This is a genomic window from Citrobacter sp. RHB21-C05, assembly GCF_013889015.1.
Lineage (GTDB): Bacteria > Pseudomonadota > Gammaproteobacteria > Enterobacterales > Enterobacteriaceae > Citrobacter_A > Citrobacter_A sedlakii.
Map to the genome: position 1 here is coordinate 3,179,738 of NZ_CP057611.1, position 26,998 is coordinate 3,206,735.

General features: G+C 58.7%; 22 protein-coding genes. 11 read left to right on the forward strand and 11 right to left on the reverse strand.

Going from position 1 to position 26,998, the window contains the following annotated elements; translation table 11 throughout:
• Window positions 1-30: 30 nt before the first annotated feature.
• Genes entH through entC form a run of 5 tightly spaced genes read right to left on the reverse strand, consistent with a single transcriptional unit; the run spans window position 31 to window position 4,865 of the window.
• A complete protein-coding gene (entH, locus tag HVX72_RS15320; RefSeq protein WP_181821810.1) occupies window positions 31-444 on the reverse strand; it encodes a proofreading thioesterase EntH in 414 nt (137 codons plus the stop codon).
• Between the two features lie 2 nt (window positions 445-446).
• Window positions 447-1,202 (reverse strand): 2,3-dihydro-2,3-dihydroxybenzoate dehydrogenase EntA, encoded by a 756-nt coding sequence (entA, locus tag HVX72_RS15325; RefSeq protein ID WP_181821811.1) that lies wholly within the window; start codon window positions 1,200-1,202, stop codon window positions 447-449.
• Complete coding sequence (locus tag HVX72_RS15330) at window positions 1,202-2,059, reverse strand: isochorismatase (RefSeq protein ID WP_042285616.1); 858 nt, start codon at window positions 2,057-2,059, stop codon at window positions 1,202-1,204. Before HVX72_RS15330 ends, entA begins: the two co-directional genes overlap by 1 nt.
• A 13-nt stretch (window positions 2,060-2,072) precedes the next feature.
• Window positions 2,073-3,680 (reverse strand): (2,3-dihydroxybenzoyl)adenylate synthase EntE, encoded by a 1,608-nt coding sequence (gene entE / locus HVX72_RS15335; RefSeq protein WP_181823283.1) that lies wholly within the window; start codon window positions 3,678-3,680, stop codon window positions 2,073-2,075.
• Window positions 3,681-3,689: 9 nt separating this feature from the next.
• Window positions 3,690-4,865: an isochorismate synthase EntC gene (gene entC / locus HVX72_RS15340; RefSeq protein ID WP_042286202.1), complete on the reverse strand. Its 1,176-nt coding sequence runs from the start codon at window positions 4,863-4,865 to the stop codon at window positions 3,690-3,692.
• A 189-nt stretch (window positions 4,866-5,054) separates the two neighbouring features.
• On the opposite strand from entC, the gene fepB reads away from it, so the two are divergent.
• Window positions 5,055-5,996 (forward strand): Fe2+-enterobactin ABC transporter substrate-binding protein, encoded by a 942-nt coding sequence (gene fepB, locus HVX72_RS15345; protein WP_233459115.1) that lies wholly within the window; start codon window positions 5,055-5,057, stop codon window positions 5,994-5,996.
• A 31-nt stretch (window positions 5,997-6,027) separates the two neighbouring features.
• Here the strand turns inward: fepB and entS are convergent, their stop codons facing one another.
• Window positions 6,028-7,263 carry an enterobactin transporter EntS gene (entS, locus tag HVX72_RS15350; RefSeq protein WP_181821812.1) on the reverse strand — a complete coding sequence of 412 codons (1,236 nt, stop codon included), beginning with the start codon at window positions 7,261-7,263 and terminating at the stop codon, window positions 6,028-6,030.
• Window positions 7,264-7,370: 107 nt separating this feature from the next.
• Between entS and fepD the strand changes: the two genes are divergently transcribed.
• From fepD to fepC, 3 genes are read left to right on the forward strand one after another with little or no spacing between them, the layout of a single operon-like run.
• On the forward strand, window positions 7,371-8,375 hold the full coding sequence (gene fepD, locus HVX72_RS15355) for a Fe(3+)-siderophore ABC transporter permease (protein ID WP_181821813.1): 1,005 nt from the start codon (window positions 7,371-7,373) through the stop codon (window positions 8,373-8,375).
• A complete protein-coding gene (gene fepG, locus HVX72_RS15360) occupies window positions 8,372-9,364 on the forward strand; it encodes an iron-enterobactin ABC transporter permease (RefSeq protein WP_042285627.1) in 993 nt (330 codons plus the stop codon). The genes fepD and fepG overlap by 4 nt, the downstream gene beginning before the upstream one ends.
• Window positions 9,361-10,164, forward strand: coding sequence for an iron-enterobactin ABC transporter ATP-binding protein (gene fepC / locus HVX72_RS15365; protein WP_181821814.1), 804 nt, complete (start codon window positions 9,361-9,363; stop codon window positions 10,162-10,164). Before fepG ends, fepC begins: the two co-directional genes overlap by 4 nt.
• Window positions 10,165-10,221: 57 nt before the next feature.
• On the opposite strand, the gene entF is transcribed toward fepC, so the two are convergent.
• Genes entF through fes form a run of 3 tightly spaced genes read right to left on the reverse strand, consistent with a single transcriptional unit; the run spans window position 10,222 to window position 15,569 of the window.
• Window positions 10,222-14,121 carry an enterobactin non-ribosomal peptide synthetase EntF gene (gene entF, locus HVX72_RS15370; protein WP_181821815.1) on the reverse strand — a complete coding sequence of 1,300 codons (3,900 nt, stop codon included), beginning with the start codon at window positions 14,119-14,121 and terminating at the stop codon, window positions 10,222-10,224.
• Window positions 14,118-14,336 carry an MbtH family NRPS accessory protein gene (locus tag HVX72_RS15375; protein WP_042285631.1) on the reverse strand — a complete coding sequence of 73 codons (219 nt, stop codon included), beginning with the start codon at window positions 14,334-14,336 and terminating at the stop codon, window positions 14,118-14,120. The genes entF and HVX72_RS15375 overlap by 4 nt, the downstream gene beginning before the upstream one ends.
• A gap of 30 nt (window positions 14,337-14,366) precedes the next feature.
• The gene (gene fes, locus HVX72_RS15380; protein ID WP_181821816.1) at window positions 14,367-15,569 is read right to left on the reverse strand and encodes an enterochelin esterase; all 1,203 of its coding nucleotides are present in this window, start codon (window positions 15,567-15,569) and stop codon (window positions 14,367-14,369) included.
• A gap of 243 nt (window positions 15,570-15,812) precedes the next feature.
• On the opposite strand from fes, the gene HVX72_RS15385 reads away from it, so the two are divergent.
• Together HVX72_RS15385 and entD are read left to right on the forward strand one after the other, a co-directional pair.
• Entirely contained in the window at window positions 15,813-18,086 is a 2,274-nt protein-coding gene (locus tag HVX72_RS15385) for a TonB-dependent siderophore receptor (RefSeq protein WP_060568937.1), read from the forward strand.
• Window positions 18,087-18,133: 47 nt separating this feature from the next.
• Complete coding sequence (entD, locus tag HVX72_RS15390) at window positions 18,134-18,757, forward strand: enterobactin synthase subunit EntD (protein ID WP_181821817.1); 624 nt, start codon at window positions 18,134-18,136, stop codon at window positions 18,755-18,757.
• On the opposite strand, the gene HVX72_RS15395 is transcribed toward entD, so the two are convergent.
• Window positions 18,754-19,695, reverse strand: coding sequence for a transketolase C-terminal domain-containing protein (locus tag HVX72_RS15395; protein WP_042285642.1), 942 nt, complete (start codon window positions 19,693-19,695; stop codon window positions 18,754-18,756). The genes entD and HVX72_RS15395 overlap by 4 nt on opposite strands.
• The gene (locus HVX72_RS15400; RefSeq protein WP_042285644.1) at window positions 19,688-20,518 is read right to left on the reverse strand and encodes a transketolase; all 831 of its coding nucleotides are present in this window, start codon (window positions 20,516-20,518) and stop codon (window positions 19,688-19,690) included. Before HVX72_RS15400 ends, HVX72_RS15395 begins: the two co-directional genes overlap by 8 nt.
• Window positions 20,519-20,900: 382 nt before the next feature.
• Between HVX72_RS15400 and HVX72_RS15405 the strand changes: the two genes are divergently transcribed.
• From HVX72_RS15405 to HVX72_RS15425, 5 genes are all read left to right on the forward strand, one after another.
• Window positions 20,901-21,851, forward strand: a complete 951-nt coding sequence (locus HVX72_RS15405; protein WP_181821818.1) for a sugar-binding transcriptional regulator — start codon at window positions 20,901-20,903, stop codon at window positions 21,849-21,851.
• A gap of 342 nt (window positions 21,852-22,193) precedes the next feature.
• Window positions 22,194-23,714, forward strand: a complete 1,521-nt coding sequence (locus HVX72_RS15410) for an FGGY-family carbohydrate kinase (protein ID WP_181821819.1) — start codon at window positions 22,194-22,196, stop codon at window positions 23,712-23,714.
• A gap of 127 nt (window positions 23,715-23,841) precedes the next feature.
• Complete coding sequence (locus HVX72_RS15415; protein ID WP_042285653.1) at window positions 23,842-24,777, forward strand: D-ribose ABC transporter substrate-binding protein; 936 nt, start codon at window positions 23,842-23,844, stop codon at window positions 24,775-24,777.
• 43 nt (window positions 24,778-24,820) lie between these two features.
• Window positions 24,821-25,441, forward strand: a complete 621-nt coding sequence (locus tag HVX72_RS15420) for a DUF2291 domain-containing protein (protein ID WP_181821820.1) — start codon at window positions 24,821-24,823, stop codon at window positions 25,439-25,441.
• 1 nt (window position 25,442) lies between these two features.
• Complete coding sequence (locus HVX72_RS15425) at window positions 25,443-26,987, forward strand: sugar ABC transporter ATP-binding protein (protein WP_181821821.1); 1,545 nt, start codon at window positions 25,443-25,445, stop codon at window positions 26,985-26,987.
• Window positions 26,988-26,998: the final 11 nt, after the last annotated feature.

The following is a 26,998-nucleotide window of genomic DNA, read 5'->3' on the forward strand; positions in this document are numbered from 1 at the left end:
CCCCTCTCTGCACAGGGAGGGGTATTTATCTTAACCGAGCACCGCGGTTCCCAGCCGGCAAGTGCAGCAACGCCGCCCTTGCTCATCAAACACCACAATCTCCCAGCTTTGACTTTGGCGCCCCAGGTGCAGCGGCTGACAGACGCCGCGTACTTTTCCCTGAGAGACCGGACGATGATGGGTGGCATTCAGCTCGGTCCCCACTACGCACTGACCGTCCCGGGTCATCAGATAGCCCGCCATCGAGCCCAGCGTCTCCGCCAGCGCCGCTGACGCGCCGCCGTGCAGCAGGCCAAACGGCTGATGAGTGCGGGCATCGACCGGCATTTCCGCTTCCAGCACCTCATCGCCCAGGCGGGTGTAGAAGATCCCCAAATGCGCCACCATCGTGTTCTGGCTGGTGGCATTCAGTTCATCCAGCGTTAAGTGACGTTTCCAGATCATCGTTATGCTCCCAGCGTCGAACCGCCGTCCACCACGATGTCCTGCAGCGTGATATGGCTCGCCAGATCGGAAGCAAGGAACAAAATGGTATTAGCGATCTCCTGCGGACGAGCGATTTTGCCCAGCGGAATACCGAGCTTAAACTGCTCGCCAAAGCCGCGAATGCGCTGTTGTTCAGCATCGTCGCTAATCCATAACGTGCGCTGCATATCGGTATCAGTGGAGCCAGGCGACACCACGTTACAGCGCACACCGTTACCCGACAGCTCCAGCCCAACGGTCAGCGCCAGGCTTTTCAGCGCCGCTTTTGACGCGCCATAGGCGCTCATGCCGATACGCGGGGTGTGCGCGGCGTCGGACGCCACGGTGACAATCGCTCCCCCCTGCTGGCGGCGAAACTGCGCCATTGTCTGTTGAAAAAGATTAAACGCGCCACCGACGTTGACGGCAAAGGTTTGCTGCCAGTCGTCGGCGCTCAGCGCATCGGTGGCCCCCATACGCAGGATCCCGGCGGCGTTCACCAGCACGTCCAGTCGTTCGGTTTGCGCCAGTAAACGCTGGCACACCTCGGCCACTTGCCCTGCATCCGCCACGTCCAGCGTTTCGGTGACGAACGGGTAGTCGTCCAGCGCGAATTCACGGTCGAAACCCGTGACCTGTGCGCCCGCTTTCGCAAACGCCTGCGCGGTCGTATAACCAATGCCCTTACCGGCGCCGGTAATCCACACCGTTTTGCCCTGAAAGTCAAACCCGGCCATTACTTCACCTCGCGTGAAAGCAGTGTCCACCAGGCGTCAATCGTCGGATTTTTCGCCAGCATCACGAAGTCGATATCGCCATGTACTTTGCGCCAGCGCGCCGCCAGCGCCATCATCCGCACCGAATCCAGACCGTAATCAATGAGGTTCTCATCATCCATCGGCGTATCGGACTCATCCAGCAGCGGCAGGATCAGGGCGCGCAGCGCATCTTTGCTGGCTGGGACTGGCGCGGGCAGCAGATCCTGCGTCATCACCACCCGGCCGGAACGCCCTGCGACGTACTTCAGCGACATCAGGTGCTCTTCGCGGCTAAAGTCCGCCAGCGCGTCCGCCACCATAAACGGCTTGATGTCACGCATAAAGGCGTCGGTGGCGGTGGTCATGCAGCCGATATGCGCGTACACGCCGGTGATAATCAACTGGTTACGCCCCGTCTCTTTCAACATTTGTTCAAGCGGTGAACGGTGAAACGCGCTGTATCGCCATTTCACCAGCACCGTGTCAGCCTCATCCGGCGTCAACAGATCCACCACCTTTTGCTGCTCCGGTGAACGGGTCAGGCCCGGCCCCCACATATCATTGAGCAACGCGCGGTCTTCATCGCTCTGCTCTTTCGGCTGGGCGGTGTAATAGACCGGAATGTGATGTGCTTTACAGTATTCCCGCAGGGCGGCGATATTGGCGATAACCTGCGCCATCATCGGGCAGTTTTCCCCCCAGAAGCTGACAAAGTAATCCTGCATATCGTGAATCAACAGCGCCGCGCGCTCGGGTTCAAAGGCCCAGTTCACCTTGTTGGTCGGAATATCCTGCGCGCCCGGCAGCGCGTATGCCTGTAATTTTGGGATTGCCATTGCGTGTTCTCCTTCAGGCCGTGCGCGTAGCCAGCCAATGACGTAATTGTTTTTTATCGACTTTACCGACCGGCGTCAGAGGCAGCGCCTCGACGGTCTCTACACGGTCCGGCAGCTTAAATTCCGCGACGCCCTGCTCGCGCAGGAATCGACGCACCTGGACGGCGCGCAGGGGTTCTTTCACCACCAGATACGCACAGCTTTTCTCGCCCATTAGCTCATCTTCCATGCTGACCAGCGCCGCATGGATCACCGCCGGATGGCGCAGCAACAGGTTTTCGATCTCTTCTGCGGCGATCTTCTCACCGCCGCGGTTGATCTGATCTTTTTCACGTCCCTGAACGGTGATGTATCCGTCTTTATCGATAGAAATCAGGTCGCCCGAACAGTAAAACCCGTTGTCGTCAAATGCGCTGGCGTTGTGCTCAGGGCTTTTAAAGTAACCGCGGAAGGTATACGGACCGCGGGTCATCAGCCGTCCGGTCTCGCCCTGCGGCAGCGGATTACCGTCGGCGTCCGCTACCCACACTTCGTCATCCGGGCACATCGGACGTCCCTGGGTGTTGATGATTCGCTCCGGGCTGTCGTCAAGGCGGGTGTAATTCACCAGCCCTTCCGCCATGCCAAACACCTGCTGGAGCTGACAGCCGATCTCCGCCGGAATACGGGCCGCCAGCGACGCGGACAGACGCGCGCCGCCCACCTGCAACAGTTGCAGCGAGGCCAACTGCGCGTTGCTGCCCCATTCGTTAATTGCCTGAAGCCACAGGCTGACCGCAGGCGGCACCAGCGCCGTGGCGTTAATCTGGTGTTTTTCGATCAGCGGAAAGCACAGCGTGGCGCTCGGATCATCCGCCAGCACCACGGTTCCCCCGGCGAGAAACACGCCCAGCGACCCCGGCGAACTCATCGCATAATTGTGCGCCGCCGGAATCGCGCATAAAAAACGCGTCTGCGCGGTGAAGCGGCAAATTTCGTTGCTGCGACGCACGCTGTAGTAGTAGTCATTATGGGTTCGCGGGATCAGCTTCGGCGTCCCGGTGGTGCCACCGGAAAGCTGAAAATAAGCCACCTCGTCGGCAGGGGACGGCGTGGCGGTAAACGCCTCCGCCGGGGTGTCAATCGCTGCCTGCAGGCAATGTTCGCCGTGATCATTAAGCAGATGCACCACGCGAATAGTGTTGTGCTCCGCCACAAAGGTATTCAGGAAATCATCGCCCGCAAACAGCGCGTGTTGGCGGTCAGCAATCAACAGCGCGGGTTCTATCTGCTTCGCGTAAGCGTTCAGTTCGGTACGCTGATGGCTGAACAGGGCGAGGACCGGCGCCACGCCCAGCTCCAGCAGGGCAAAGAAAGTGATATACAGTTCGGCCACGTTGCCCAGTTGCACCAGCGCGGTTTCGCCCGGCTTGATGCCCTGACGGCGTAAACTGCTGGCGAGATTCGCCGCCGCCTGATTCAACTGGCGATAGCTCAACTGGCGCTCGCCGTCGATCACCGCCGTACTGTCGTTTTGCGCATGGCGGGTCAGAATGTCCGTCAGCGGCAAATCCTGCCAGTACCCTTTTTCACGGTAACGCCGGGCAAACTCGTCAGGCCACCGGGTGAAAGGAATGCTCATCATCGCTCCTTAATGCAATCCAAAAACGTTCAACATGGTGGAGAGCTTGACGCCAGTTTCACGCCATTCCCCCACCGGCGAAGAGGCCGGGACAATTCCTGCGCCCGCAAACAGGCGGACCTGGTTTTTATGCAGCTTCGCACAGCGGATCGTCACCACCCACTCACCGTTTCCGTCGGCGTCGCACCAGCCGACAATGCCGCCAAACAGGTCACGGTCGAACGGTTCCAGTTCAGCGATAAGCTTAATCGCCGCCTGATGCGGGAAGCCGCTCAGCGCCGGCGTCGGATGCAGCAGGCACGCCAGCGTCAGGGCGTTTTCTCCGGCATTCGCCTTACCTTCAAAGGGCGTGCCGAGGTGCCACAGCGTCGGGGTGGTAATCAACTGCGGCGAAGACGGCAGGTGCAGTTCACTGCTGCGATCGCGCAGAACGGTTTTCATCGCCTGGGTCACCAGATCGTGTTCATGGCGATCCTTCTCGGATGCCAGCAGACGGTTACCCGCCTCCCTGTCCAGCACGTCATCCGGCTGGCGACGGGCGGAACCGGCTAACGGCAGCGAACTGAAGCGCTCGCCCTCTTTGCGCAGCAGCAGCTCCGGACTGGCGCCGAGCAGCACCCCGCCGTCCTCCAGCGGGACATGGAAGTTGTAACTAACTGGGTTTTGCGCCACCAGACGTTCAAGCAGCGCGCCGCTGTCGATCTCCGCGTCGGCGGTGATATCAATCAGGCGCGACAGCACAACCTTATCAACCTCCGGCGTGGCGGTAAGCGCAGCGGCTCGCGCCACCATACTTTCAAAGGTGTCCTGCTCCGGGATCGCCCTGCGTTCGGTCACATTCAGCGACTGATGACCGGTAAAATAACGCGAGGCCTGCTGTTTTTCCTGTCGCGAGAAGGTTTCCCAGGCCTCCGGGATAAACAACGCGGAAGGCTGGCGGGTATCAAACGGAATAGCGCCGACCATTATCGGGTTAGCGATGCCCTGCGCTTTGGCATCGGCGAACAGATTATGTAATTTTTGTTGGAAAGGACTGTCTGGCGAATCGCCGTTGACGGCAGGTTCATTGAAACGGGCGAAGCATCCTGACGTCGTAAAACTGCGGTACGGCGACATAAAGAAAAAGCGATCGGGCGCAAGTGTTGCCATGGTCTGCTGTACTTCCTCGGCCAGTGACGTATCCATATCATCCTCCAAAATGATAAAGGTTTTAATAATGATTATCATTTATATTTTCGGGCGCTAACCTAAAAGCAAACAGGCAGTATGTCAACTCCTGGGGTAGCACAATGTGCGACTAAGGCTTGCATCCCTTATCCTTAATAATGAAAATGAGAAGCATTAATCACTCAGTACAGGAACCGATTAGTGAGACTGTCTTCTCTCCCCACCCTGCTTATTACGCTTGCCGTTTTCGGATTCTCCTCAGCCCAGGCCGCTGACTGGCCGCGCCAGGTCACGGACAGCCGCGGAAGCCACACGCTGGAGCGCAAACCCGAACGCATCGTTTCCACCAGCGTCACGCTCACCGGTTCGCTGTTGGCGATTGACGCCCCGGTCATTGCCAGTGGCGCCACCACCCCGAACAACCGTGTGGCGGACAGTCAGGGCTTTCTGCGCCAGTGGAGCGACGTGGCGAAAGCACGCAAACTGACGCGACTGTACATTGGCGAGCCGAGCGCAGAAGCCGTCGCGGCGCAGATGCCTGACCTGATTTTGATCAGCGCTACCGGCGGCGACTCAGCGCTGGCGCTGTACGATCAGCTGTCAACCATCGCCCCGACGCTTATCATCAACTACGACGATAAAAGCTGGCAGACGCTGCTGACCCAGCTAGGCGCGATCACCGGCCAGGAAAAACAGGCCGCCGCGCGCATTGCCGAGTTCGATAAGAAGCTGGCGAGCGTGAAACAGCAGTTAACCCTGCCGCCGCAGCCGGTGAGCGCGCTGGTTTACACCGCCGCCGCCCACACCGCCAACCTGTGGACTCCGGACTCGGCACAGGGCAAGATGCTGGAACAGCTTGGCTTTACGCTGGCGACACTGCCTGCCGGGTTACAGGCCAGCCAGAGCCAGGGCAAACGTCACGACATCATCCAGCTTGGCGGAGAAAATCTCGCCGCCGGGCTGAATGGCCAGGCGCTGTTCCTGTTTGCCGGTGACGAAAAGGACGAGAAAGCGATTTATGCCAACCCGCTGCTGGCGCACCTGCCTGCGGTTCAGAACAAACGCGTTTATGCGATGGGCACCGAATCCTTCCGTCTGGACTATTACAGCGCAATGCGGGTTTTAGACCGCCTCGCCGACCTGTTTTAACGTGTTATTGTGCCTGACGGCGCGTCGCGACTCAGGCACTGGCTGGCTGCTGGCGAAACCGCCGCAGCTCGCTTAACAACAGCATCAACAGTACGCCAATCATCACCAGACCAAACCCGCTGACGCTGGCCGACGCCACGGGCGTCATCACAGCGCCCAGTCCGCCTAATAAGGCCGCGCCAATGGCGTCCCCGGTCACGTTCTGCGCGGTCCACAAACCGTTAATCCGCCCTAACATCTGTTCCGGCGTCTGGGTTTGCAGCAGGGTGTACTGCAACAGCGAACTTATTGCGCTCAGCCAGCCAAACAGCGCCAGGCAGATAACGCCCAGCGCCCAGATGGGCATCAGGGCGAACAGACCGATCGCCAGAAACGATCCCACGGTAGAAAGCAGCATAATCCACCCCGGCCGCACGCTGTGCGCCAGCTGTCCGCTGGTCAACGCTCCAACCGCCGCGCCGAGCGGAATGGCGGCGTACAATAAGCCAATCTGTGCCGCTGACATCTGCCAGCCGATCGCCAACGCCGGATACAGCACGCGCACGGCGCTGGCCATTGTCAGCAATCCTCCGAGCAGCGCGATCCCCCCGATTAGCGGGCTGGCAAGCAAAAAGCGAAATGCCGCGAGCAGCGACGTCAACGGATGCTCACGCGGCTGCGGCGGAGGCGGCAGAGCGGGTAAACTCAGCAACGGCAACAAAGTTATAAATGTTCCGGCCGCCGCCAGCCCGTAGTTCCATGCCACGCCGCCAGAGGCAAGAAGCAGCCCGCCGAGCATCGGCGAAATCACCGAGCCCAGACGTACGGTCAGCATAGTGATCGCCCCGGCCTGCATCAGGTTTTCGCGCCCGACCAGCGCAGGCGTTGCCGCCAGCAATGCGGTCACGCCGAGCGAGGCAAAGAAACCGTCCCACAAACCGAGCAGATAAATCGCCATCAGTGACGGCTCCGGCAGCATCGCATTCAGGCACAGGCCGATAAAGCCAATGCCGCAGGTGCCGCGCGCCAGCAGGATCACTTTTTTCCGCTCGTAACGGTCCGCCAGCACGCCGCCCACCATCAGCCCGATAAACATCGCGCTGCCGGTCAACGTCACCGAAAGACCGACCTGCCAGGTGGAGTGAGTCATCATCTGGATCTGAACAGGTACCGCCACGCCGAGCAACCCCAGCGAGACGATCGAGATAAAACGGGCGAGGAAGACCGCGCGAAAAGCAGGATGCGTCCTCAACAGACTGAGGTTGAGGAGCCAGGATTGTCGATTCATTACAAAACCTTGATGGGTACTTTTATTATCAATTCCGTGGCTGCACATGGTAACATATTCAAATAAGATCGATAACGATAATTACTATCATTATCAGGGAAGTGGATATGTCATGCTCTGTTTCCGTGACGCGCGCCATTGCCGTGCCCGGATTGTTGTTATTACTGATTGTCGCCACGGCATTAAGTCTCATCATCGGGGCCAAGCCCCTCCCCGCGGTCGTGGTGCTGGATGCGCTTCGCGGCAGTTGCCACAGCGCCGACTGCACGATCGTGCTTGACGCCCGTCTGCCGCGCACGCTGGCGGGTCTGCTGGCGGGGGGCGCGCTCGGCCTTGCCGGGGCGCTCATGCAAACGCTCACCCGTAACCCACTGGCCGATCCCGGCCTGCTTGGCGTCAATTCCGGCGCCAGTTTCGCCATCGTGCTGGGGGCGGCGCTGTTTGGCTTTTCCACACCGCAGGAGCAACTGGTAATGGCTTTTGCAGGCGCGCTGGTGGCGTCGCTGATCGTGGCGTTTACCGGTAGCCAGGGCGGCGGACAACTCAGTCCGGTGCGCCTGACGCTCGCCGGCGTCGCGCTGGCGGCGGTGCTGGAAGGCCTCACCAGCGGGATCGCGCTGCTTAACCCGGACGTCTACGATCAACTGCGCTTCTGGCAGGCCGGTTCGCTGGATATCCGCAGCCTGCAAACGCTCAAGGTGGTCATTGTACCGGTACTGATCGCGGGCGCGACGGCGCTGATGCTGAGCCGGGCGCTCAACAGTCTGAGTCTTGGCAGTGATACCGCTACGGCGCTGGGCAGCAAAGTCGCGCGCACACAGCTTATCGGCCTGATGGCCATCACCGTGCTCTGCGGCAGCGCCACGGCGATCGTCGGGCCTGTCGCCTTTATCGGCCTGATGATGCCGCACATGGCGCGCTGGCTGGTGGGCGCCGACCACCGCTGGTCATTGCCTGTCACGCTGATCGCCACCCCTGCCCTGTTGCTGTTTGCGGATATCATCGGACGGTTGATTGTTCCCGGCGAACTGCGGGTCTCGGTCGTCAGCGCCTTTATCGGCGCGCCGGTGCTGATTTTTCTGGTTCGTCGACGCCCGCGAGGTGCCGCATGAGGCATATCTCCCGTCGTCTGTTTATCAGTTGCCTGCTACTGTTGCTTGCCTGCCTGCTAGTCGGTATGTGGAGTCTGCGCAGCGGCGCCGTAACGCTCGAAACCTCGCAGATTATCGCCGCCCTGCTCGGCGATGCGCCGCGCAGTATCACGATGGTCGTCACCGAATGGCGATTGCCGCGGGTATTGATGGCGTTGCTGATCGGCGCAGCGCTCGGGGTCAGCGGGGCGATTTTTCAGTCGCTGATGCGAAACCCCTTAGGTAGCCCCGACGTGATGGGCTTTAACACCGGCGCCTGGAGCGGCGTGCTGGTGGCAATGGTGCTGTTTGGCCAGCATCTGACCGCCATCGCGCTGGCGGCAATGGCGGGCGGTATTCTTACCTCGCTGCTGGTCTGGCTGCTCGCCTGGCGCAACGGCATTGAGACCTTCCGCCTGATCATCATCGGTATCGGCGTACGCGCGATGCTGGTGGCGTTCAACACCTGGCTGCTGTTGAAAGCCTCGCTGGAGACGGCGCTGACCGCCGGACTGTGGAACGCCGGGTCGCTGAACGGTCTGACGTGGGCAAAAACCTGGCCGTCCGCGCCGCTGATTATTCTCATGCTGATCTGCGCCGCCCTGTTGGTACGCCGAATGCGTCTGCTGGAAATGGGCGATGACAGCGCCTGCGCGCTGGGCGTCAGTGTCGAGCGTTCCCGCCTGATGATGATGCTGGTGGCCGTGGTATTAACCGCCGCCGCCACCGCGCTGGCCGGACCGATTTCGTTTGTTGCGCTCGTCGCGCCGCACATCGCCCGCCGACTTAGCGGTACCGCCCGCTGGGGATTAACCCAGTCCGCGCTCTGCGGGGCGCTGCTGCTGCTGGCGGCGGATCTCGGCGCACAGCAACTGTTTATGCCGTACCAGCTTCCGGTGGGCGTTGTCACCGTGAGCCTGGGCGGTATTTACCTTATCGCCTTGTTAATTCAGGAGTCCCGCAAAAAATGACCGAATCAGTAGCCCGTTTGCGTGGCGACCAGTTAACGCTGGGTTATGGAAAATTCACCGTTGCCGACAATCTTAGCGTCGCCATTCCGGACGGGCATTTCACCGCGATTATCGGGCCAAACGGCTGCGGCAAATCGACGTTGCTGCGTACCCTGAGCCGCCTGATGACGCCCGTACACGGACACGTCTGGCTGGATGGCGAGCACATCCAGCGTTACGCCAGTAAAGAGGTCGCGCGGCGCATCGGCCTGCTGGCGCAAAACGCCACCCCCCCCGGTGATATTACCGTTCAGGAACTGGTGGCGCGGGGTCGCTACCCGCACCAGCCGCTGTTTACCCGCTGGCGCAAAGAGGATGAGGAAGCCGTTTCGCAGGCGATGCGCGCCACCGGTATTACCCATCTGGCCAACCAGAGCGTGGACACGCTTTCCGGCGGGCAGCGCCAGCGCGCATGGATTGCGATGGTGTTGGCGCAGGAGACGTCGATTATGCTGCTGGACGAACCCACCACCTGGCTGGATATCAGCCATCAAATCGATCTGCTGGAGTTGTTGAGCGAACTGAATCGCGAGAAAGGCTATACCCTTGCGGCGGTGTTGCACGATTTGAACCAGGCCTGCCGTTACGCTACGCATTTGATTGCCCTGCGGGACGGAAAAATTATCGCCGAGGGCGCCCCCAGCGCGATTGTCAACGCCGGGTTGATTGAGGAAATCTACGGGTTGCGCTGCACCATCATTGACGATCCGGTCGCGGGTACGCCGCTGGTCGTGCCGCTTGGACGTTCAAACAGAGGTTAACGACGAAATGGCTTAGCCGGACAAGGTGCATATGCCCTGTCCGGCTGGCGGGTTTATTTATTCACCCGCCTCAATGCCGTTCAGCTTCCCGGCGATAACCGGACCAATCTTCTCAAACGCCGCTGGAGAAATGATCTCCACATGCGCGCAGTCCTGACCATACACCTCCAGTTCAGCGATCCACGGCGCCCAACTGCCTGTCGGACTCATCCCTGCGGGCAGCGTTTTTTCTGCCACAAACAGGGTCGCTCGCCCGTCAAACGGGACGCTGTGCGCGGTGCTCAGTAACCGCACAGCATCAGCATAGTTGCCTTCGATGGTGCTGAACAATTCACGGGAAGCCTTCCCCTGCTGGGCGGCCAGAAACGCTTCCCGCTCGCGATCGATTTCCGCCAGCACTTCCGGATCCAGCCCGTTGGCCTCTTTTTCCGACCAGTTTTGCGTTTCCGGCGGCCAGGTATCGAGCAGGCCCAGGAAAGCGACCGCTTCACCACGCGCGCGCAGGCGCGACGCAATGCCCTGCGCTAACGTGCCGCCGAGCGAATAGCCGAGTAAGTAATACGGGCCGTGCGGCTGTTGCGCCAACAGTGTCGCCAGATGGCGTTCACAGACAGCGTCCAGATCGGCACAGGTCTGCATCGGCCCCTGTGGACGGGGAGACTGAATGCCGGTAATCGACCACTGCGAACCGAGATAGCGTGACAGAACGCTAAACTGCCAGGCAAATCCCGACGCCGGATGGAAACAGAACAGCGTGGGTCCCCTGCCTTTACGCAGCGGCAGCAGCGTTTCAAAACCCAGACGCTGGCTCTGTACGTCGTCTTCGGCCTCCAGTAACGCGGCCAGTTGGCCAACCGTCGACGCCACCATCACCTGCCCCGGCGTCACCTGACGCGCGAAAATACGGCTGAGCTGCGCCGCCAGCTTCATCGCCAGCAGCGAATGACCGCCGAGAGCAAAGAAGTCGGCATCAATGTCGTTAACTTCACAGCCCAGCAGTTGGCTGAACGCCCGCGCCACCTGCGTCTCACCCCCCGCCAGCGGCGCACGGCCTTTGGCGCGCGGGGCCAGTTCCGGCATCGGCAACGCTTTTCTGTCGAGCTTGCCGTTGGCGCTGAGCGGCAACTGCGCCAGTTGTAGCAGCACCGCTGGCACCATGTGCGGCGGCAATGTCTCGCGCAGTTTCGCCTGTAGCGCCGCAATATCCAGCGGCAGGCCGGACTGTGAAACCAGATACCCCACCAGTTGACGGGCGTCGCCGCCGGTCGCCGCCGCCTGATTAAAGACGCAGGCATGAACCACCGCCTGCTCAACATCAGGCAGCGCCTGCATCACGCGGTCGATCTCACCCAGTTCAATGCGCTGTCCGCGGATCTTGAGCTGATCGTCACTGCGCCCAAGGTACTCCACCGCGCCGTTATCCAGCCAGCGCGCAACGTCGCCAGTACGATACATGCGCTCGCCGGGGGCAAACGGATCGGCGATAAACCGGCTCGCGGTGAGATCCGGTCGCCCAAGATATCCCTGTGCCAGTTGAATACCGGTCAGGTAGAGATCGCCCGCCACGCCAGGCGGAACCGGATGCATCATCGCATCCAGAATGCGCAGCCCTGTGTTCCAGACCGGGAAGCCAATCGGTACGCTACTGCCGGTGACCGCTGCCAGTTCGTCACCCCAGGCGGGATACCAGCTTACATCTACCGCCGCTTCCGTCGGCCCGTACAGGTTATGCAGCGGCGCATGGGTCAGTTGCTCCCACTCCCGGCACAGCTCGGCGGGCAGCGCTTCGCCGCTACAGAAGACGTGTTGCAACGTGGCGCAGCTTTCGCGGGCGCTTTCCGGCGTTAGCGACGCCACAAACGCCGCCAGCATCGACGGCACAAAGTGGGTAGTCGTCACCCCATAATGGGCAAAGAAGCGCTGCATGGCGAGCGGATCGCGGTGTGCCTCCGGCTCGGCCATCACCAGCTTCGCGCCGGCGATAAACGGCCAGAAGAATTCCCAGACCGAGACGTCAAAACTGCACGGCGTTTTTTGCGCCACCACGTCGGTCGCCGTCAGCCCATAATGGTTTTGCATCCACAGCAGACGATTGACGATGGCGGTTTGCCCCACCATCACGCCTTTCGGCCTGCCCGTCGACCCGGAGGTGAAAATGATATAGGCGGTATGGTGCGGCTGAGATAAACCGAGCGGCTGGCCGTCCCCGCCTGCCAGCGGTTCGCTGTAGCAAAGGCTTTCCAGCCCCGGCAGGTCGTTAAAGCGAGCACGCTGTTCTTCACTGGTGATTAGCAGTTTAGGTCGGGCATCTTCGAGCATCATCCGCAGACGATCGTCCGGATAGCCGGTATCCAGCGGCAGCCAGGCCGCACCGGCTTCGACAATGCCATGCAGAGCGAGAGTCAGGAAAACAGAGCGCGGTAACGCCACCGCGACGCTGTCACCCGGTTTCACGCCGCGCTCGCGCAGCAGCGTCGCCAGCGCCACCACTTGCTCGCGCATTTCACGGTAGCTGAACTGATAACGCGCATCCGCCAGCGCCGGGGCGTTCGGCGTTCTTTTCGCCTGCTCCGCCACCAGCGCGCTGAGGGTCGTCCGAGGGATCGCGACCTCCGTGGCGTTGACGCTCTCCAGATGCCGCCACTCTGACGGCAGCAGCATGTCGGCATCGCCGCAGCGTAGCGCAGGATTTTCTGCAAACTGTTCAATTATCGCCGTCAGACGCGCGGCGTGCTTCGTCAGGGTCGCTTCATCATAACGCTGGCTGTTAGCCAGCAGCTCGATGCTCAGGCCGCCGTCATCATCGGGGAACAACGCCAGTTCAAGATCGTTGACCGGGCCGGTCGCCAGCGTATGGGTCTGTGCCTGAATGCCCGGAATATCCAGTTGATAATCAAAAACTTTAACATTGAGTACCGGACCAAACAGCGGCTCTTCTCCGGCGGCGCGCCCGCTGTCGCGAACGATCTGCTCTGCGTCGTAGCGCTGATGACGGCGCATTTTTTTCAACTGCGCCGAGAGTCGTTTCGCCAGATCCGCCAGACTTTCTGCGGCATCAATGCGTACCCCAAGCGGTAACACGTTAAGCACCGGTCCGGTCGCCGTCAGAGCTGCCGAACCCATCCGACGCATAAAGATAAAGCCCGCGGCGTACTCCATCCGGCTGCACAGCCTGCCGAGCCACAGCGCCACCAGAGCCAGCGCCAGATCGGTGCGCTGCACGTCAGGGAACTGCGCCGACAGCTGGCGAAACGCCCCTTCCGGCGCGTTCAGCTTCATGCGGACGATCTCTGCCGTTGTCGCGCGTCCCGGCAACGGCGCGGAAGACAGCGACGCGGGCGGCGGCAATTCCCGGCGCTGCTGAGTCCAGAACGCGCCGTCGCGCTGCCAGGCGTCGCTCTGGCGATACTGCTGATATTCCTCTACAACCTCAGCAAACGGCGTAAACGGCGAGGCGGGCGTGGGTTCACCATGCTGCCACGCGCAGTATATCGCCGCGATCTGGCGGGTAATGGCCGGGAAACTAAAGCCATCGACCAGCAAATGATGATAGCGCTGATACCAGTACCAACGGTTATCCGCTACCCGAATTAACTGATGAAACGCCAGCGGTTTACCGCTGTCCACGCGCAGATTTTGTTGCAGATCCGCCTGCATCAGCGCCAGCGCAGCGTCATGAGGATGGACGGCATCACGCAGATCGGTTATCTGCGGCCCGGCAAAGCGCAGAGAATCATCCACCCACTGCCAGACGTCGCCGTTATCTTCCGTAAAGCGCATCCGCAGCGTGTCGGCCTGCTCCATTCCGGCAACCACCGCGCGCGCCAGCAACGGCGCGTCCAGATGGCCAGTAAGCTCCACATAGTGGGCGACGCTCCAGGCCGACGGCAGCATTGACAGTTTTTCTGCCATCCAGATGCCGGGCTGAGCGGCGACCAGCGGTAAACGTTGGCTCATAGCGCCTCCTGCGAAACGGCATAATGGTGAGGAAGCAAAGTACGCCAGTGTGTTTCCAGCCACTGCTGACACGCCGCCTGGGACTGAGGCCCGGCTACCACCTGCCAGCCAGCGGGCAGCGCGCACTGCTGCGGCCAGAGGCTAAACTGATGCTGACCATTTTGCAGAATGTAAAACAGTCCCTGCGGGTTATCGAAGGGATTCGTGAATTCCATACTCAACTCCTGTCGTGGAAAATCGCCTGCTTAACGCAGCGGCTGCCAGAGGTCGATAAGCCCCTGCATCAGTCCGCCGCGCCAGCAAAGCGCATCATGTCCGCCGTCAACCTGACGCCAGAAAACCGACTGCTGTGTTGTCTCCAGTTGTGCATAAAGCGCCTGGTTCGCCCGGAAAATCACCGGCTCCCGGACCCCGGCCTCCAGCACAATGCGTAAACCGTTGGCCTGAAGAAGCCCGGCTTTGAGTTGTTCTGTGATAAACCCGTCCTGATGGCCGCCGCGATGGGGCCACCAGTACGAACCGGACTGACTGAGGACGCAGCCGAAGCGCCCGGGCCAGTTCAGTCCGGCGTAAAGCGATGACAAGCCGCCGAAGCTCTGTCCGGCCACCAGCGTGCGATCGGCGCGGTCGCTGAACGGCGCAACGGCGTAAACCTGCGGCAATAATTCTTCCTGCACGGCCAGCCAGAAGTCGGGATTACAGGGAAGCTCGCGGCTGCGGTGAGCGGTATCGATCGCATCAATCAGCACGTACACCGCCTGCGGAAGCAGCCCTTGCTGCGTGAGTGACGTTAGCGCAGGCCAGACCGGCAGACTTTGCGCCCAGAACTGGCCGTCGAGCAACACAGCCAACGGACGCGTTTGCGGCCGATCGTCACCGGTAGTAAAAACCCACACCCGTCGCGTATTGCCGAGGCGTTTGCTGCGCCATTGCACCACAGCTGGCAGAGAACGGGGCGGCTGCGGACGATCCCAGCCAGGCTGCGCTGGCGCCTGGGGCATTTCCAGCGCCGACACGCCATGTCCTCGCCCGCCCTGCCAACTTACCGGGTTGAGCGGGTCGGCAATCGCCTGGGGCAACAACTGCCGCCAGCCTTCGCGCAACATGGTCCGATCGGGCGTTTCACCTGCCGCCAGACCGGCAAACACATCGTCACGCGCGGTAGGAATAAAGCAGTAGCTGCCGCGCCAGTGAGCGCCAAGAACTGTTCGCCATTGCCAGACATCCGTTCCGGCAATGCGCTGCATCGACTGAGGCAACTGGTTCTGATGATGGTCGGTCACGCCGGTGATATAGACCCACACGCGCTGAATGGGGGAGCAGGTTTCATCGCCCTGCGGATCGCGCCACCAGAAGGTGACCTGGTAATTGCCGTTGGCATCGCGTGTCCATTCAGGACCGTTTTTTGACTGCCACCAGGCCTCGCTCCCAACCGTTAACGCCGTCACCGTCTTAACCCCATGTTTATTGTGAAATTTTTCATTGATTGATGAAATATATTGATAATATTATTGATAACTATTTGCATTTGCAATAGCGTATTGTCGCGCTGTGGGAAGCGCGAACACGTTTTAACCAACCGCACTGCGTGCTTTTCTGGAATGGAGGGTTTTCGCAGACGCGGGCGATATCGGGCCAGATGCGTCTTTCCGGCAACTGGTACACGTGGCTAAAGAAAAGCAGGATAAACAATGAACAAGAAGATTCATTCACTGGCCTTATTGGTCAATTTAGGGATTTACGGGGTCGCGCTGCCCGCCATGGCAGAAGAGACAACCGACAGCACAACCGCCTCTCATGAAGACACCATCGTCGTGACCGCCGCCCAGCAAAACCTGCAGGCCCCCGGCGTGTCGACCATTACCGCCGATGAAATTCGCAAAAACCCGCCCGCTCGCGACGTCGCGGAAATTATCCGTACGATGCCAGGCGTTAACCTGACCGGTAACTCGACCAGCGGTCAGCGCGGCAACAACCGCCAGATCGACATTCGCGGTATGGGGCCGGAAAACACCCTGATTCTGATCGACGGTAAGCCCGTCACCAGCCGTAACTCAGTGCGACTTGGCTGGCGCGGCGAACGTGACACCCGTGGCGATACGGCCTGGGTACCGCCGGAAATGATTGAACGCATTGAAGTGCTGCGCGGTCCTGCCGCAGCGCGCTACGGCAATGGCGCCGCCGGGGGCGTGGTGAATATTATCACCAAGAAAAGCAGCAGCGAGTGGCACGGCTCGTGGAACACCTATTTCAACGCGCCGGAGCACAAAGACGAAGGCGCGACCAAGCGCACCAACTTCAGCCTGAACGGCCCGCTCGGCGGGGATTTCAGCTTCCGTCTGTACGGTAACCTCGATAAGACCCAGGCTGACGCGCGCAACATTAACCAGGGCCATCAATCAGAGCGTACCGGCACCTATGCAGATACCCTGCCCGCCGGGCGCGAAGGGGTCATCAACAAAGATATTAACGGCGTGGTGCGCTGGGACTTCGCGCCGATGCAGTCCCTCGAACTGGAAGCGGGCTACAGTCGTCAGGGCAACCTGTACGCCGGGGATACGCAAAATACCAACACGAACCAGTTGGTGAAAGATAATTACGGCAAAGAGACTAACCGTCTGTACCGTCAAAACTACTCGCTGACCTGGAACGGCGGTTGGGACAACGGCGTCACCACCAGCAACTGGGTGCAGTATGAACATACCCGTAACTCCCGGACACCGGAAGGTCTGGCGGGCGGTACCGAAGGGATCTTCGATCCGAAGGCCGCGCAGAAATATGTTGATGCCGACCTGAACGACGTGACCCTGCACAGTGAAGTCAGTATTCCACTGGATCTGTTGGTAAACCAGAACCTGACGCTGGGCACCGAGTGGACCCAACAGCGCATGAAGGACATGCTTTCCAACTCGCAAACCTTTATGGGCGGCGATATTCCGGGCTATAGCAGTACCGATCGCAGCCCGTATTCAAAAGCGGAAATCTTCTCGCTGTTCGCTGAGAACAACATGGAGTTGACCGACACCACCATGCTGACGCCGGGGCTGCGTTTCGATCATCACAGCATCGTCGGCAACAACTGGAGTCCGTCCCTGAACCTGTCACAGGGCCTCGGCGACGATTTTACCCTGAAAATGGGGATCGCCCGCGCCTATAAAGCACCGAGCCTGTACCAGACCAACCCGAACTACATTCTGTACAGCAAAGGCCAGGGCTGTTACGCCACGGGCGCGGCGTCCGGCATCGGCTGTTACATGATGGGTAACGATGACCTGAAAGCTGAAACCAGCATTAACAAAGAGATCGGCCTTGAGTTCAAACGCGACGGCTGGCTGGCGGGCATTACCTGGTTCCGCAATGATTACCGCAATAAGATTGAGGCGGGTACCGCGCCGATGAACCGCACGTCCATCACCAGCAAAGGGAAAACCACTTACACCGATATTTACCAGTGGGAGAACGTACCCAAAGCCGTGGTTGAAGGTCTGGAAGGAACGTTAAACGTGCCGGTCAGTGAAACGGTGAACTGGACTAACAACATCACGTACATGCTGCAGAGTAAGAATAAAGAGACCGGCGAGCGCCTGTCGATTATTCCAGAGTACACGCTGAACTCAACGCTGAGCTGGCAGGTGCATCAGGACGTCTCGCTGCAGTCCACCTTCACCTGGTACGGCAAACAAGAGCCGAAGAAATACGACTACCAGGGTAAACCGGTGACGGGTTCAGACAAACAGTCCGTTAGCCCGTACAGCATCGTTGGCCTGAGCGCCACCTGGGACGTGACCAAGAACGTCAGCCTGACCGGCGGCGTGGATAACGTCTTCGACAAGCGTTTGTGGCGTGAGGGGAATGCCCAGACTACCGGCAGCACGACTGACGTCTCGTATATGCGTGGCGCAGGCGCGTACACATATAACGAACCGGGTCGTACGTGGTATATGAGCGTAAACACCCACTTCTGATATCAGCACACCCTTCCGCGCGGGCGGAAGGGTGTTATTATCACCCCATGCAAATCACCCATTCTCGTCTCCCCTTCGCCGACCTTACGCTGCACGTCGTCACTTTCGATCCCGCCAGCTTTCAGGAAAGCGACCTGCTGTGGCTCCCTCACTACACGCGTCTGATGAACGCCGGACGCAAGCGTAAAAGCGAGCATCTGGCAGGCCGGATTGCCGCCGTACATGCGTTAAGGGAGTATGGCGTCAAAAGCGTACCGGGCATCGGCGATCGGCGTCAGCCGCTATGGCCGGAAGGGCTGTTCGGCAGCATCAGCCACTGCGGCAATACCGCGCTGGCGGTAGTCGCCAGAGAGCCAGTGGGGGTTGATACAGAAGCCTTGCTTTCGCCGCAGACGGCGGAAGAACTGGTAAGAAGTCTCGTTTCGGAGACTGAGCAGGAACGTCTGAAAGCGTGTCGCCTGCCCTTTGAACAGGCGCTGACGCTGGCCTTTTCCGCCAAAGAGAGCGCTTTTAAAGCCACGCCAGCGTCAGAGCAGCATCACGCCGGGTTTCACCACTATGAGATTGTCGACGTGCAGGCAAACCTGCTGCGTCTGCGCCACCGCGCGCTGCGTTGGCGCGTGCAGTGGCATTTCACCCAACAGCATCTGATCACGCTGGCCCGCGGTTAACCGTTGAGCAACTCGCGCGCCTGATTCGCCACAGACTGCGCGTCAAAGCCGTGGTGTTGTCGCATCCAGCGCCGATCCGCCGCCGCAGCGTATTCACCGTCCGGAATACCCAACCGTTTCAGTACCGCGCCGCTACCCGCTTCTGCCAGCGCCTCCGCCACCAGACTGCCCAGCCCGCCGTTAACGTTATGTTCTTCAACGGTTATTACCGCCTTGCACCCTTTCAGCGCAGCCAACAGGGCCTGTGTATCACAAGGGCGGATTGACGGCACGCCGATTACCGTCGCATGGATACCGGCGTCGGCTAACAGCGAGGCGGCATCCACCACTTCATGCACCGTCGACCCTGTCGCCACCAGCGCCAGATCGTCACCTTCGCGTAACGTCACAACCGCGCCAGGCGCAAAGCGATAGTCCTCACCATACAGCTCCGGCAGCGCTTTGCCGTCCATACGGATATACACCGGACCGACATAACCGAGGGCGTAGTCGATGATCTGACGGCATTCGCGCGGAGACGAAGGGGCGAATATCTGGATATTGCCAAATCCCCGCATAACAGCGAGATCGTCGATCGAATGGTGGGTACTGGCCAACGGCCCATAGCTGGCCCCGGCGTTCAGGCCAAACAGCTTCACGTTCGTGTTGTTGTAACAAACATCGACTTTGATTTGCTCGTTAGCCCGGGAAATCAGGAACGGTGCGGCGTTACACGTGACGGCGACTTTCCCGCCCAGCGCCAGCCCTGCCGCCGTACCGACCATGCTTTGCTCGGCGATCCCCACGTTAACCAGCCTGCCGGGAAACTGTTTGATAAACGGGGCAATCTTCGCCGTCGAGGTGGAGTCCGCCACCACCGGCACCAGGTCGACGCCCTTTTCCACGGCATCAATAAACGCCTGAACCATCACGTTCGCGAGGTGTTCTGCATTACTCATCTTTCAGTTCCTCCAGTGCCAGTGCGATTTCTTCGCCTTTCGGTACGCGGTGGTGCCATTCCGGACGTCCCTGAATAAAGGAGATCCCTGCGCCTTTGGTGGTGTTGGCGATAATGACATTGGGTTTACCCGCCTGTTTCAGCCCTTCCAGCGCGGCAACCACCGACGCCATCTCATTGCCTTCACACTCCGTTACCGCCATACCAAACGCCCGCCATTTATCGGCCAGCGGGTCCGTATTCAGGATTTCGCGGGTCGGCCCGGCAAGCTGAAGATTGTTTTTATCGTTAATGATGATCAGGTTATCCAGCCCGTAATGCGCTGCCGCCAGAGCGGCTTCCCAGTTACTGCCTTCTGCCAGCTCACCGTCGCCGGTAATCAAAAAAATGCGGCGGGCGCTGTTGCTTTTTTTGGCTGCCAGCGCCAGTCCCACCGCAACAGGCAAACCGTGGCCCAGCGCGCCCGTGTTCAACTCAATGCCGGGGGTTTTCTGGCGAACCGGGTGTCCGGGAAGATGGGAGTTGGCATGCTGGTAGGTTTCCAGCCAGTCGACGGGGAAAAATCCCGCTTCTGCCAGCACGCAGTAATAGCACCCCACCGCGTGCCCTTTAGACTGGATGTAGATGTCGCGCTGGTCATCGTCCAGGCGATCCGGCGCGACGTTGAGAATACGGAAATAGAGCGCGGTCAGCAGTTCAACCTGAGACAAGTCGGCACCGGTATGGCCGCCTGCGGGACTGTTGGCGTTGAGTCTGACAATGTGGCGGCGCACGGCTCGCGCCTTGCGCTCAAGCGTCTGGATATCGTAATTGTAGGGATTCATTTAATACCTCTGAATTTATTTTCAATATGGAATATTTATTCCACCAGGAACTAAAAAAACCAGACATCCCCAGGCGTTGCATGACATGGCTTGTGCCGCTGCAGGATACTCAGGAACATTCTGTCTCCTTACCGCAACTGGATTAACGAATGACATATTCAATTGACTTAATGCGTCACTGAATATATATTCACACTTGATTCTTTATTCAATTATGCGACCTTTTTCTCAGCTTTGTCCAATGCTGTTTTTGAGGATTGGTTAAACTTAGAGCTTTGTCACACTTACCAGCTTTGTCTTTTCGCGTATGATAATACCCTCTAAGATAATGGCGGTACGGAACGTATGTGTCTGGCTATGATGAATTTTTTTGGGGAATACTATGGCAAAGCAGGATGAACAACGGCTATTGGTTAAAATCGCAACCCTTTACTATCTCGAGGGTCGCAAACAGTCCGATATTGCTCAGCTTCTCTCGCTTTCTCAGTCGTTTATCTCCCGCGCAATCACCCGCTGTCAAAAAGAGGGCGTGGTGAAAATCAGCGTCGTTCAACCGTCCAATATTTTTCTTAATCTTGAGAAAGGCATCGAAGAACGCTACGGGTTGAAACAAGCCATCGTGGTGGATACGGAAGAAGATGCCAGCGATCACGCCCTTAAACGCGCCATAGGCTCCGCCGCGGCCCACTATCTTGAAACCCGTCTGCGGCCTAAAGATCTGGTTGGCGTCTCGTCGTGGAGTTCAACCATCCGCGCAATGGTCGACGAAGTCCATACACAAAATCTGAAGGCGGGCGGCGTCATTCAACTTCTCGGCGGCGTCGGACCAAACGGCAATGTGCAGGCTACCATCCTCACCCAAACGCTGGCGCAGCACCTGAACTGCGATGCCTGGCTTCTGCCCTCGCAAAGTATCGAAGGTTCGGTGGCAGAGAAAAACCGGCTTATCGCCAGCAAAGACGTCGCCGATGTGATCTCACGCTTCGATAACGTTGATATCGCCATTGTCGGCATCGGCATTCTCGAACCGTCGCAGCTCCTTAAAACCTCCGGGAACTATTATCACGAAGATATGCTCCAGGTGCTGGCCGATCGCGGTGCCGTAGGGGATATCTGTCTGCACTACTATGACAAAAGCGGTCAACCTGTTTTACAGGACGACGAAGATCCGGTGATCGGCATGGCGCTCGACAAAGTGAAAAAATGCCCAAACGTCGTGGCGCTGGCTGGCGGTACCGACAAAGTCGCGGCCATTAAGGGGGCGCTGAACGGCGGCTATATTGACGTTTTGATCACCGACTATCCCACCGCTCGCCAGTTGGTCACCGCCTGAATTCCGCCTCACTGTACTGCCTTTGCGTTGCGATCCTTGTGCGCAAAGGCATTAAAAATCTTTAAATTTCAATAAACTGAAAGGATTCACCTCCACGTAATTTTCACCGGTCTTTGCTATTCTGCCCACTCTCTAAGTGTGATTCTCAGCACAATTGATGATTTTTTCGGTAGCTCAGCCCAACGATTGTGGCTAAGGTATTAAATAAATAATCAATACCGAATATATATTCACAAACAAAAATACGCGACGTCACAGCCAGCCTGATGAAGTAAAACGCGACAACGAGGGATGCCATTCTGCCTTCTACGCCGGGACGCAATGTGACTCAGGAGACAATCTATGTGTACAGCGAAGAAAGGGTTCATTATCGCGCTGGATGAAGGCACCACCAACGCGAAAGCGGTCGCGCTAGACGACAGGGGCAACGTGGTCGCGAAATACTCTCAGCCGCTGGCGATTCAAACGCCGCGGGAAGGCTGGGTGGAACAATCCGGCGAGGTATTGATTGAGGCATCCCTGGACGTGATCGCCAGGGCCATTCAGCATGTCGGCGCAGACAACGTCGTTGCGCTGGCGATCAGTAATCAGCGTGAAACCGCCATCGGCTGGTATCGCGACAGCGGTAAGCCGCTGAATGCCGCGATCACCTGGCAGTGCACGCGCAGCGCGGCCTGGTGTGAGGCGCTGCGCCAGGACAACCAGGAGCCGTTGATTAAAGCCACAACCGGCTTGCCCATCGCCCCGCTGTTCTCGGCCTCGAAAATGCGCTGGCTGCTGGAATCGATACCTGACGGTGCGCGACTGGCGGAACAGGGAAAAATTTGCCTGGGCACCATCGACAGTTGGCTGCTGTGGAACTTAACCGGCGGCGAGGCCTTCTCCTGCGACTTCTCCAACGCCGCCCGCACCCAACTGCTTAACCTGCAAACCGGGCAATGGGATGAGGCGATGCTGGCGCTGTTCGCGATCCCCCGCGTCGCGCTGCCGGAAATCAAACCCTCCAGCGGCCTGTTTGGTCATACCCGCGGCCTGGCCGGGATCCCGGATGGTATTCCGGTGATGTCGATGGTTGGCGATTCTCACGCCGCCCTGTTTGGTCATGCGCTTGGCGAACTGGGGTGTGTTAAAGCTACCTACGGCACGGGTTCCTCAGTCATGGCGCCAGTGAAGTCGGCGCAGTGCGCTATCCACGCGCTGGCGACCACCATCGCCTGGCATGATGGCGAACGCATTGTTTACGGTCTGGAAGGCAACATTCCGCACACCGGCGACGCGGTTGCCTGGATGGCGGACAGCACCGGACTGAGCGAGCTGCCTGACGACGAGCTGGCGCATGAACTTAACACCCTTCCCGCTTCCGTTGAATCGACCCTCGGCGTTTACTTTGTCCCGGCGCTGACCGGGCTAGGCGCGCCCTGGTGGGATGACAGCGCGCGGGGCGTGATCTGCGGACTCAGCCGCGGGGTAAAGCGAGCGCATCTGATCCGCGCCGCCCTCGAGTCTATTACCTATCAGATAGCAGACGTGGTCGTTGCCATGCAACAGCACGACGATTTCAGCTTAACGGCGCTCATGGTTGACGGCGGTCCAACAAAAAATGACTGGTTGATGCAATACCAGGCGGATCTGTTGGGCTGTCCGGTGATGCGCAGCGATGTGCCGGAACTTTCCGCCATCGGCGCCGCGTTGCTGGCGCGCAAAGCGCTTCACCCCGGCTCGCTGAGCGATCTTAAAGACCTCTTAACCGAGCACAGTACTTTTCAACCCGACATGGCGCGCCACCGTCGACTGCAACAACGATGGCAGGCGTGGCGCCATGCGGTGAACAGAACATTATGGAAACCGGCCTCGTCGGTCTGACGCCTTACCAGGGAATAACGGCTGACTGAATACATTCACTCAACAAAGGAGGACTCCGGCCCATAACAAATCTGGCTTTACGTTGTTTCACCGTACCCGACAATAACAACACAGAGAGAACATTGTCATGAAATTACGTTTAACGCTGTTAACCGCTGCTACCCTGACCGCGTTGTCCTTTGCCGCGCATGCCGTCGAAAAAGGGACAATTATGATTATGGTCAACTCGCTGGATAATCCGTATTACGCCTCTGAAGCGAAAGGCGCCAGCGAAAAAGCGCAAGAATTAGGTTACAAGACCACAATTCTTTCGCACAGCGAAGATGTGAAAAAACAAAATGAGCTCATCGATACCGCCATCGGTAAAAAAGTTCAGGGCATTATCCTTGATAACGCTGACTCAACGGCCAGCGTTGCGGCAATTGAAAAAGCGAAAAAAGCGGGAATACCGATTGTCTTAATCAACCGTGAAATTCCGGTAGATGATGTGGCGTTGGTGCAGATTACCCATAATAACTTCCAGGCCGGTTCGGAAGTCGCCAACGTATTTGTGGAAAAAATGGGTGAAAAAGGCAAATACGCTGAGCTGACCTGTAACCTCGCGGATAATAACTGCGTCACCCGTTCCAAATCATTCCACCAGGTCATCGACCAGTTCCCGGATATGGTCAGCGTCGCGAAACAGGATGCTAAAGGCACGCTGATTGACGGCAAACGCATCATGGACAGCATTCTGCAAGCGCACCCTGACGTGAAAGGCGTTATCTGCGGAAACGGCCCCGTCGCGCTTGGCGCTATCGCCGCCCTGAAAGCCGCTAACCGCAGCGACGTCATTGTCGTCGGCATTGACGGCAGCAACGACGAACGCGACGCGGTAAAAGCGGGTTCGCTGCAGGCTACCGTGATGCTTCAGGCTCAGGCCATCGCGGCGCAGGGGGTGACCGATCTGGATAACTACCTGCAAAACGGCGTGAAGCCCGATAAACAGCGCGTGATGTTCCGCGGCATTCTCATCACTAAAGATAACGCAGATAAAGTCCAGGATTTCAACATCAAGTCCTGATCCCGGGGAGTTGCGCCTCTCACGAGGCGCAGAGGAGAACATTATGTCTAAAAAAGCCTGGCTGGCGCTGGCCGTATTGACCATGGGAGGGTGCCGCATCGTCTCGCAACAGGAACTGGCGGACCTTAAATCTCCCCCCAATCCCCATATGGCCAACATTGACCAAACGTGGCAAAACCAGATTGTCCCGCAGATTGTCGGGCAGGTGCGTCCCGTCGCCGAACTGATGGCGGCGCTGGGCGCGGAAAAAGACATTGACAGCGCCTGTCAAAAGCTGGGCTTTCGTTCTCAGGATGAGAACCCCTGTCTCTTTTACGTCAAGGTAGCAGGAAAGATCAGCCAACTCGACACGGCGTCACGCAGCGGCAAGATGACGGTCGCGGATAAGAGCGGCAGCGATGTGGTCGTCCAGATCGGTCCGACGCTGCGCGGCACGCAGTTGCGCGATGCGTATAAAGGGGCCAGCTACGGTGATTTCAACGACCAGGTGTTGTTCGGCGAATATGGCCGGGCAATTAACGAGCAGGCCGTCAACATGATCCAGGCGGCGCCGCTGAAAACCGGCGAATCCGTCGAGGTGTATGGCGTATTTTCCAGTTGGGATATTCCCCAAACACTGCCTGCGATTACGCCCGCCAAAATCGACCTGGCAGGAGGGGAATAACATGCAGCCGCATAATCGCGTCGCGCCCGACTGCGCTGAGTCTGAAGTGATTATTGAAACCCGTGCGCTGTCGCGCGTTTATCCCGGGGTGGTGGCGTTAGATAATGTGAATTATCGGGTCTACCGGAATAAGGTCAATGTACTGATTGGCGAAAATGGCGCGGGTAAATCGACCATGATGAAAATGCTCGCCGGGGTGGAAACGCCCTCCTCCGGGCAACTGTTTCTTGATGGTCAACCTGTCTCGCTAAATTCGACACATCAGGCGGAGAAACTGGGGATCAGCATTATTTTTCAGGAGCTGAATTTATTTCCCAATATGAACGTCATGGATAATATTTTCATGGCTAACGAATTTTTCCAGAAAGGACGAATCAACGAAAAATATCAGTATGCGTTGGCGAAATCTTTACTGGAAAGACTGGAGCTGGACGTTGACCCTTATACGCCGCTAGGGGAACTCGGCATCGGCCACCAGCAACTGGTGGAAATCGCCCGCGCGCTGTCTAAAGACACGCGAGTGCTGATCATGGATGAACCCACCTCCGCCCTCAGCCAGTCTGAAGTGAAAGTGCTGTTCAACGTGATCGAACAGCTGAAGCGGCGCGGCGTGACCATTATTTATATCTCCCACCGTCTGGAAGAACTGATGGAAATTGGCGACAACATCACCATTTTCCGCGACGGTCGGTTTATCAGCGAACGCCCCGTTCGTGACGCCAGCATTCCGTGGATCATCGAACAGATGGTGGGCGACAAGAAAAAACATTTCGATTACCAGGCCGCGCCACACGGCGACACCGTGCTTGCCGTACAGGGCCTGACCGCGCTTCACCCCAGCGGTGGCTACAAACTCAATGACGTTTCGTTTCGCTTACGCAAAGGCGAAGTGATCGGCATTTACGGTCTGCTGGGCGCCGGGCGCACTGAGTTGTTTAAGGGGCTGGTAGGCCTGATGCCCTGCCAGAGTGGAAAGATAGACCTCAACGGCGAACGCATTGATAACGCCCACTTCCAGTCGCGACTGAAAAAAGGGCTGGCGCTGGTGCCAGAGGACAGACAGGGTGAAGGCGTGGTGCAGATGATGTCGATCCAGTCCAACATGACCTTGTCAGACTTCAGCCTGAAGGGGTTTCGTCGGGCCTGGCAATGGTTGAACCCGCATAAAGAGCAGTCCAGCGTGAAGGAGATGATCCAGCAACTGGCAATTAAGGTCAGCGATCCCGAACTGCCCATTACTTCCCTGAGCGGAGGCAACCAGCAGAAAGTGGTACTGGGCAAGGCGCTGATGACGCAGCCTCAGGTGGTGTTTCTTGATGAACCGACCCGCGGCATCGACGTGGGCGCGAAAACCGACGTCTATCACCTTATCGGCAAAATGGCGCAGCAAGGGTTGGCAGTGATGTTTTCGTCATCCGAACTCGACGAAGTAATGGCGCTGGCGGATCGCATTCTGGTCATGGCCGATGGCCGCATTACCGCCGATGTCCCCCGCGATGCCGTCACGCGCGAGGCGTTAATCGCCGCGTCTACCCCACAAGATTAATCAGGCTGGAA

Coding starts and splice junctions, on each gene's coding strand:
- entH (WP_181821810.1), bottom strand. CDS start 444: ATGATCTGGAAACGTCACTTAACGCTGGATGAACTGAATGCCACCAGC.
- entA (WP_181821811.1), bottom strand. CDS start 1,202: ATGGCCGGGTTTGACTTTCAGGGCAAAACGGTGTGGATTACCGGCGCC.
- HVX72_RS15330 (WP_042285616.1), bottom strand. CDS start 2,059: ATGGCAATCCCAAAATTACAGGCATACGCGCTGCCGGGCGCGCAGGAT.
- entE (WP_181823283.1), bottom strand. CDS start 3,680: ATGAGCATTCCTTTCACCCGGTGGCCTGACGAGTTTGCCCGGCGTTAC.
- entC (WP_042286202.1), bottom strand. CDS start 4,865: ATGGATACGTCACTGGCCGAGGAAGTACAGCAGACCATGGCAACACTT.
- entS (WP_181821812.1), bottom strand. CDS start 7,263: ATGAATCGACAATCCTGGCTCCTCAACCTCAGTCTGTTGAGGACGCAT.
- fepD (WP_181821813.1), top strand. CDS start 7,371: ATGTCATGCTCTGTTTCCGTGACGCGCGCCATTGCCGTGCCCGGATTG.
- fepG (WP_042285627.1), top strand. CDS start 8,372: ATGAGGCATATCTCCCGTCGTCTGTTTATCAGTTGCCTGCTACTGTTG.
- fepC (WP_181821814.1), top strand. CDS start 9,361: ATGACCGAATCAGTAGCCCGTTTGCGTGGCGACCAGTTAACGCTGGGT.
- entF (WP_181821815.1), bottom strand. CDS start 14,121: ATGAGCCAACGTTTACCGCTGGTCGCCGCTCAGCCCGGCATCTGGATG.
- HVX72_RS15375 (WP_042285631.1), bottom strand. CDS start 14,336: ATGGAATTCACGAATCCCTTCGATAACCCGCAGGGACTGTTTTACATT.
- HVX72_RS15385 (WP_060568937.1), top strand. CDS start 15,813: ATGAACAAGAAGATTCATTCACTGGCCTTATTGGTCAATTTAGGGATT.
- entD (WP_181821817.1), top strand. CDS start 18,134: ATGCAAATCACCCATTCTCGTCTCCCCTTCGCCGACCTTACGCTGCAC.
- HVX72_RS15395 (WP_042285642.1), bottom strand. CDS start 19,695: ATGAGTAATGCAGAACACCTCGCGAACGTGATGGTTCAGGCGTTTATT.
- HVX72_RS15400 (WP_042285644.1), bottom strand. CDS start 20,518: ATGAATCCCTACAATTACGATATCCAGACGCTTGAGCGCAAGGCGCGA.
- HVX72_RS15405 (WP_181821818.1), top strand. CDS start 20,901: ATGGCAAAGCAGGATGAACAACGGCTATTGGTTAAAATCGCAACCCTT.
- HVX72_RS15410 (WP_181821819.1), top strand. CDS start 22,194: ATGTGTACAGCGAAGAAAGGGTTCATTATCGCGCTGGATGAAGGCACC.
- HVX72_RS15415 (WP_042285653.1), top strand. CDS start 23,842: ATGAAATTACGTTTAACGCTGTTAACCGCTGCTACCCTGACCGCGTTG.
- HVX72_RS15420 (WP_181821820.1), top strand. CDS start 24,821: ATGTCTAAAAAAGCCTGGCTGGCGCTGGCCGTATTGACCATGGGAGGG.
- HVX72_RS15425 (WP_181821821.1), top strand. CDS start 25,443: ATGCAGCCGCATAATCGCGTCGCGCCCGACTGCGCTGAGTCTGAAGTG.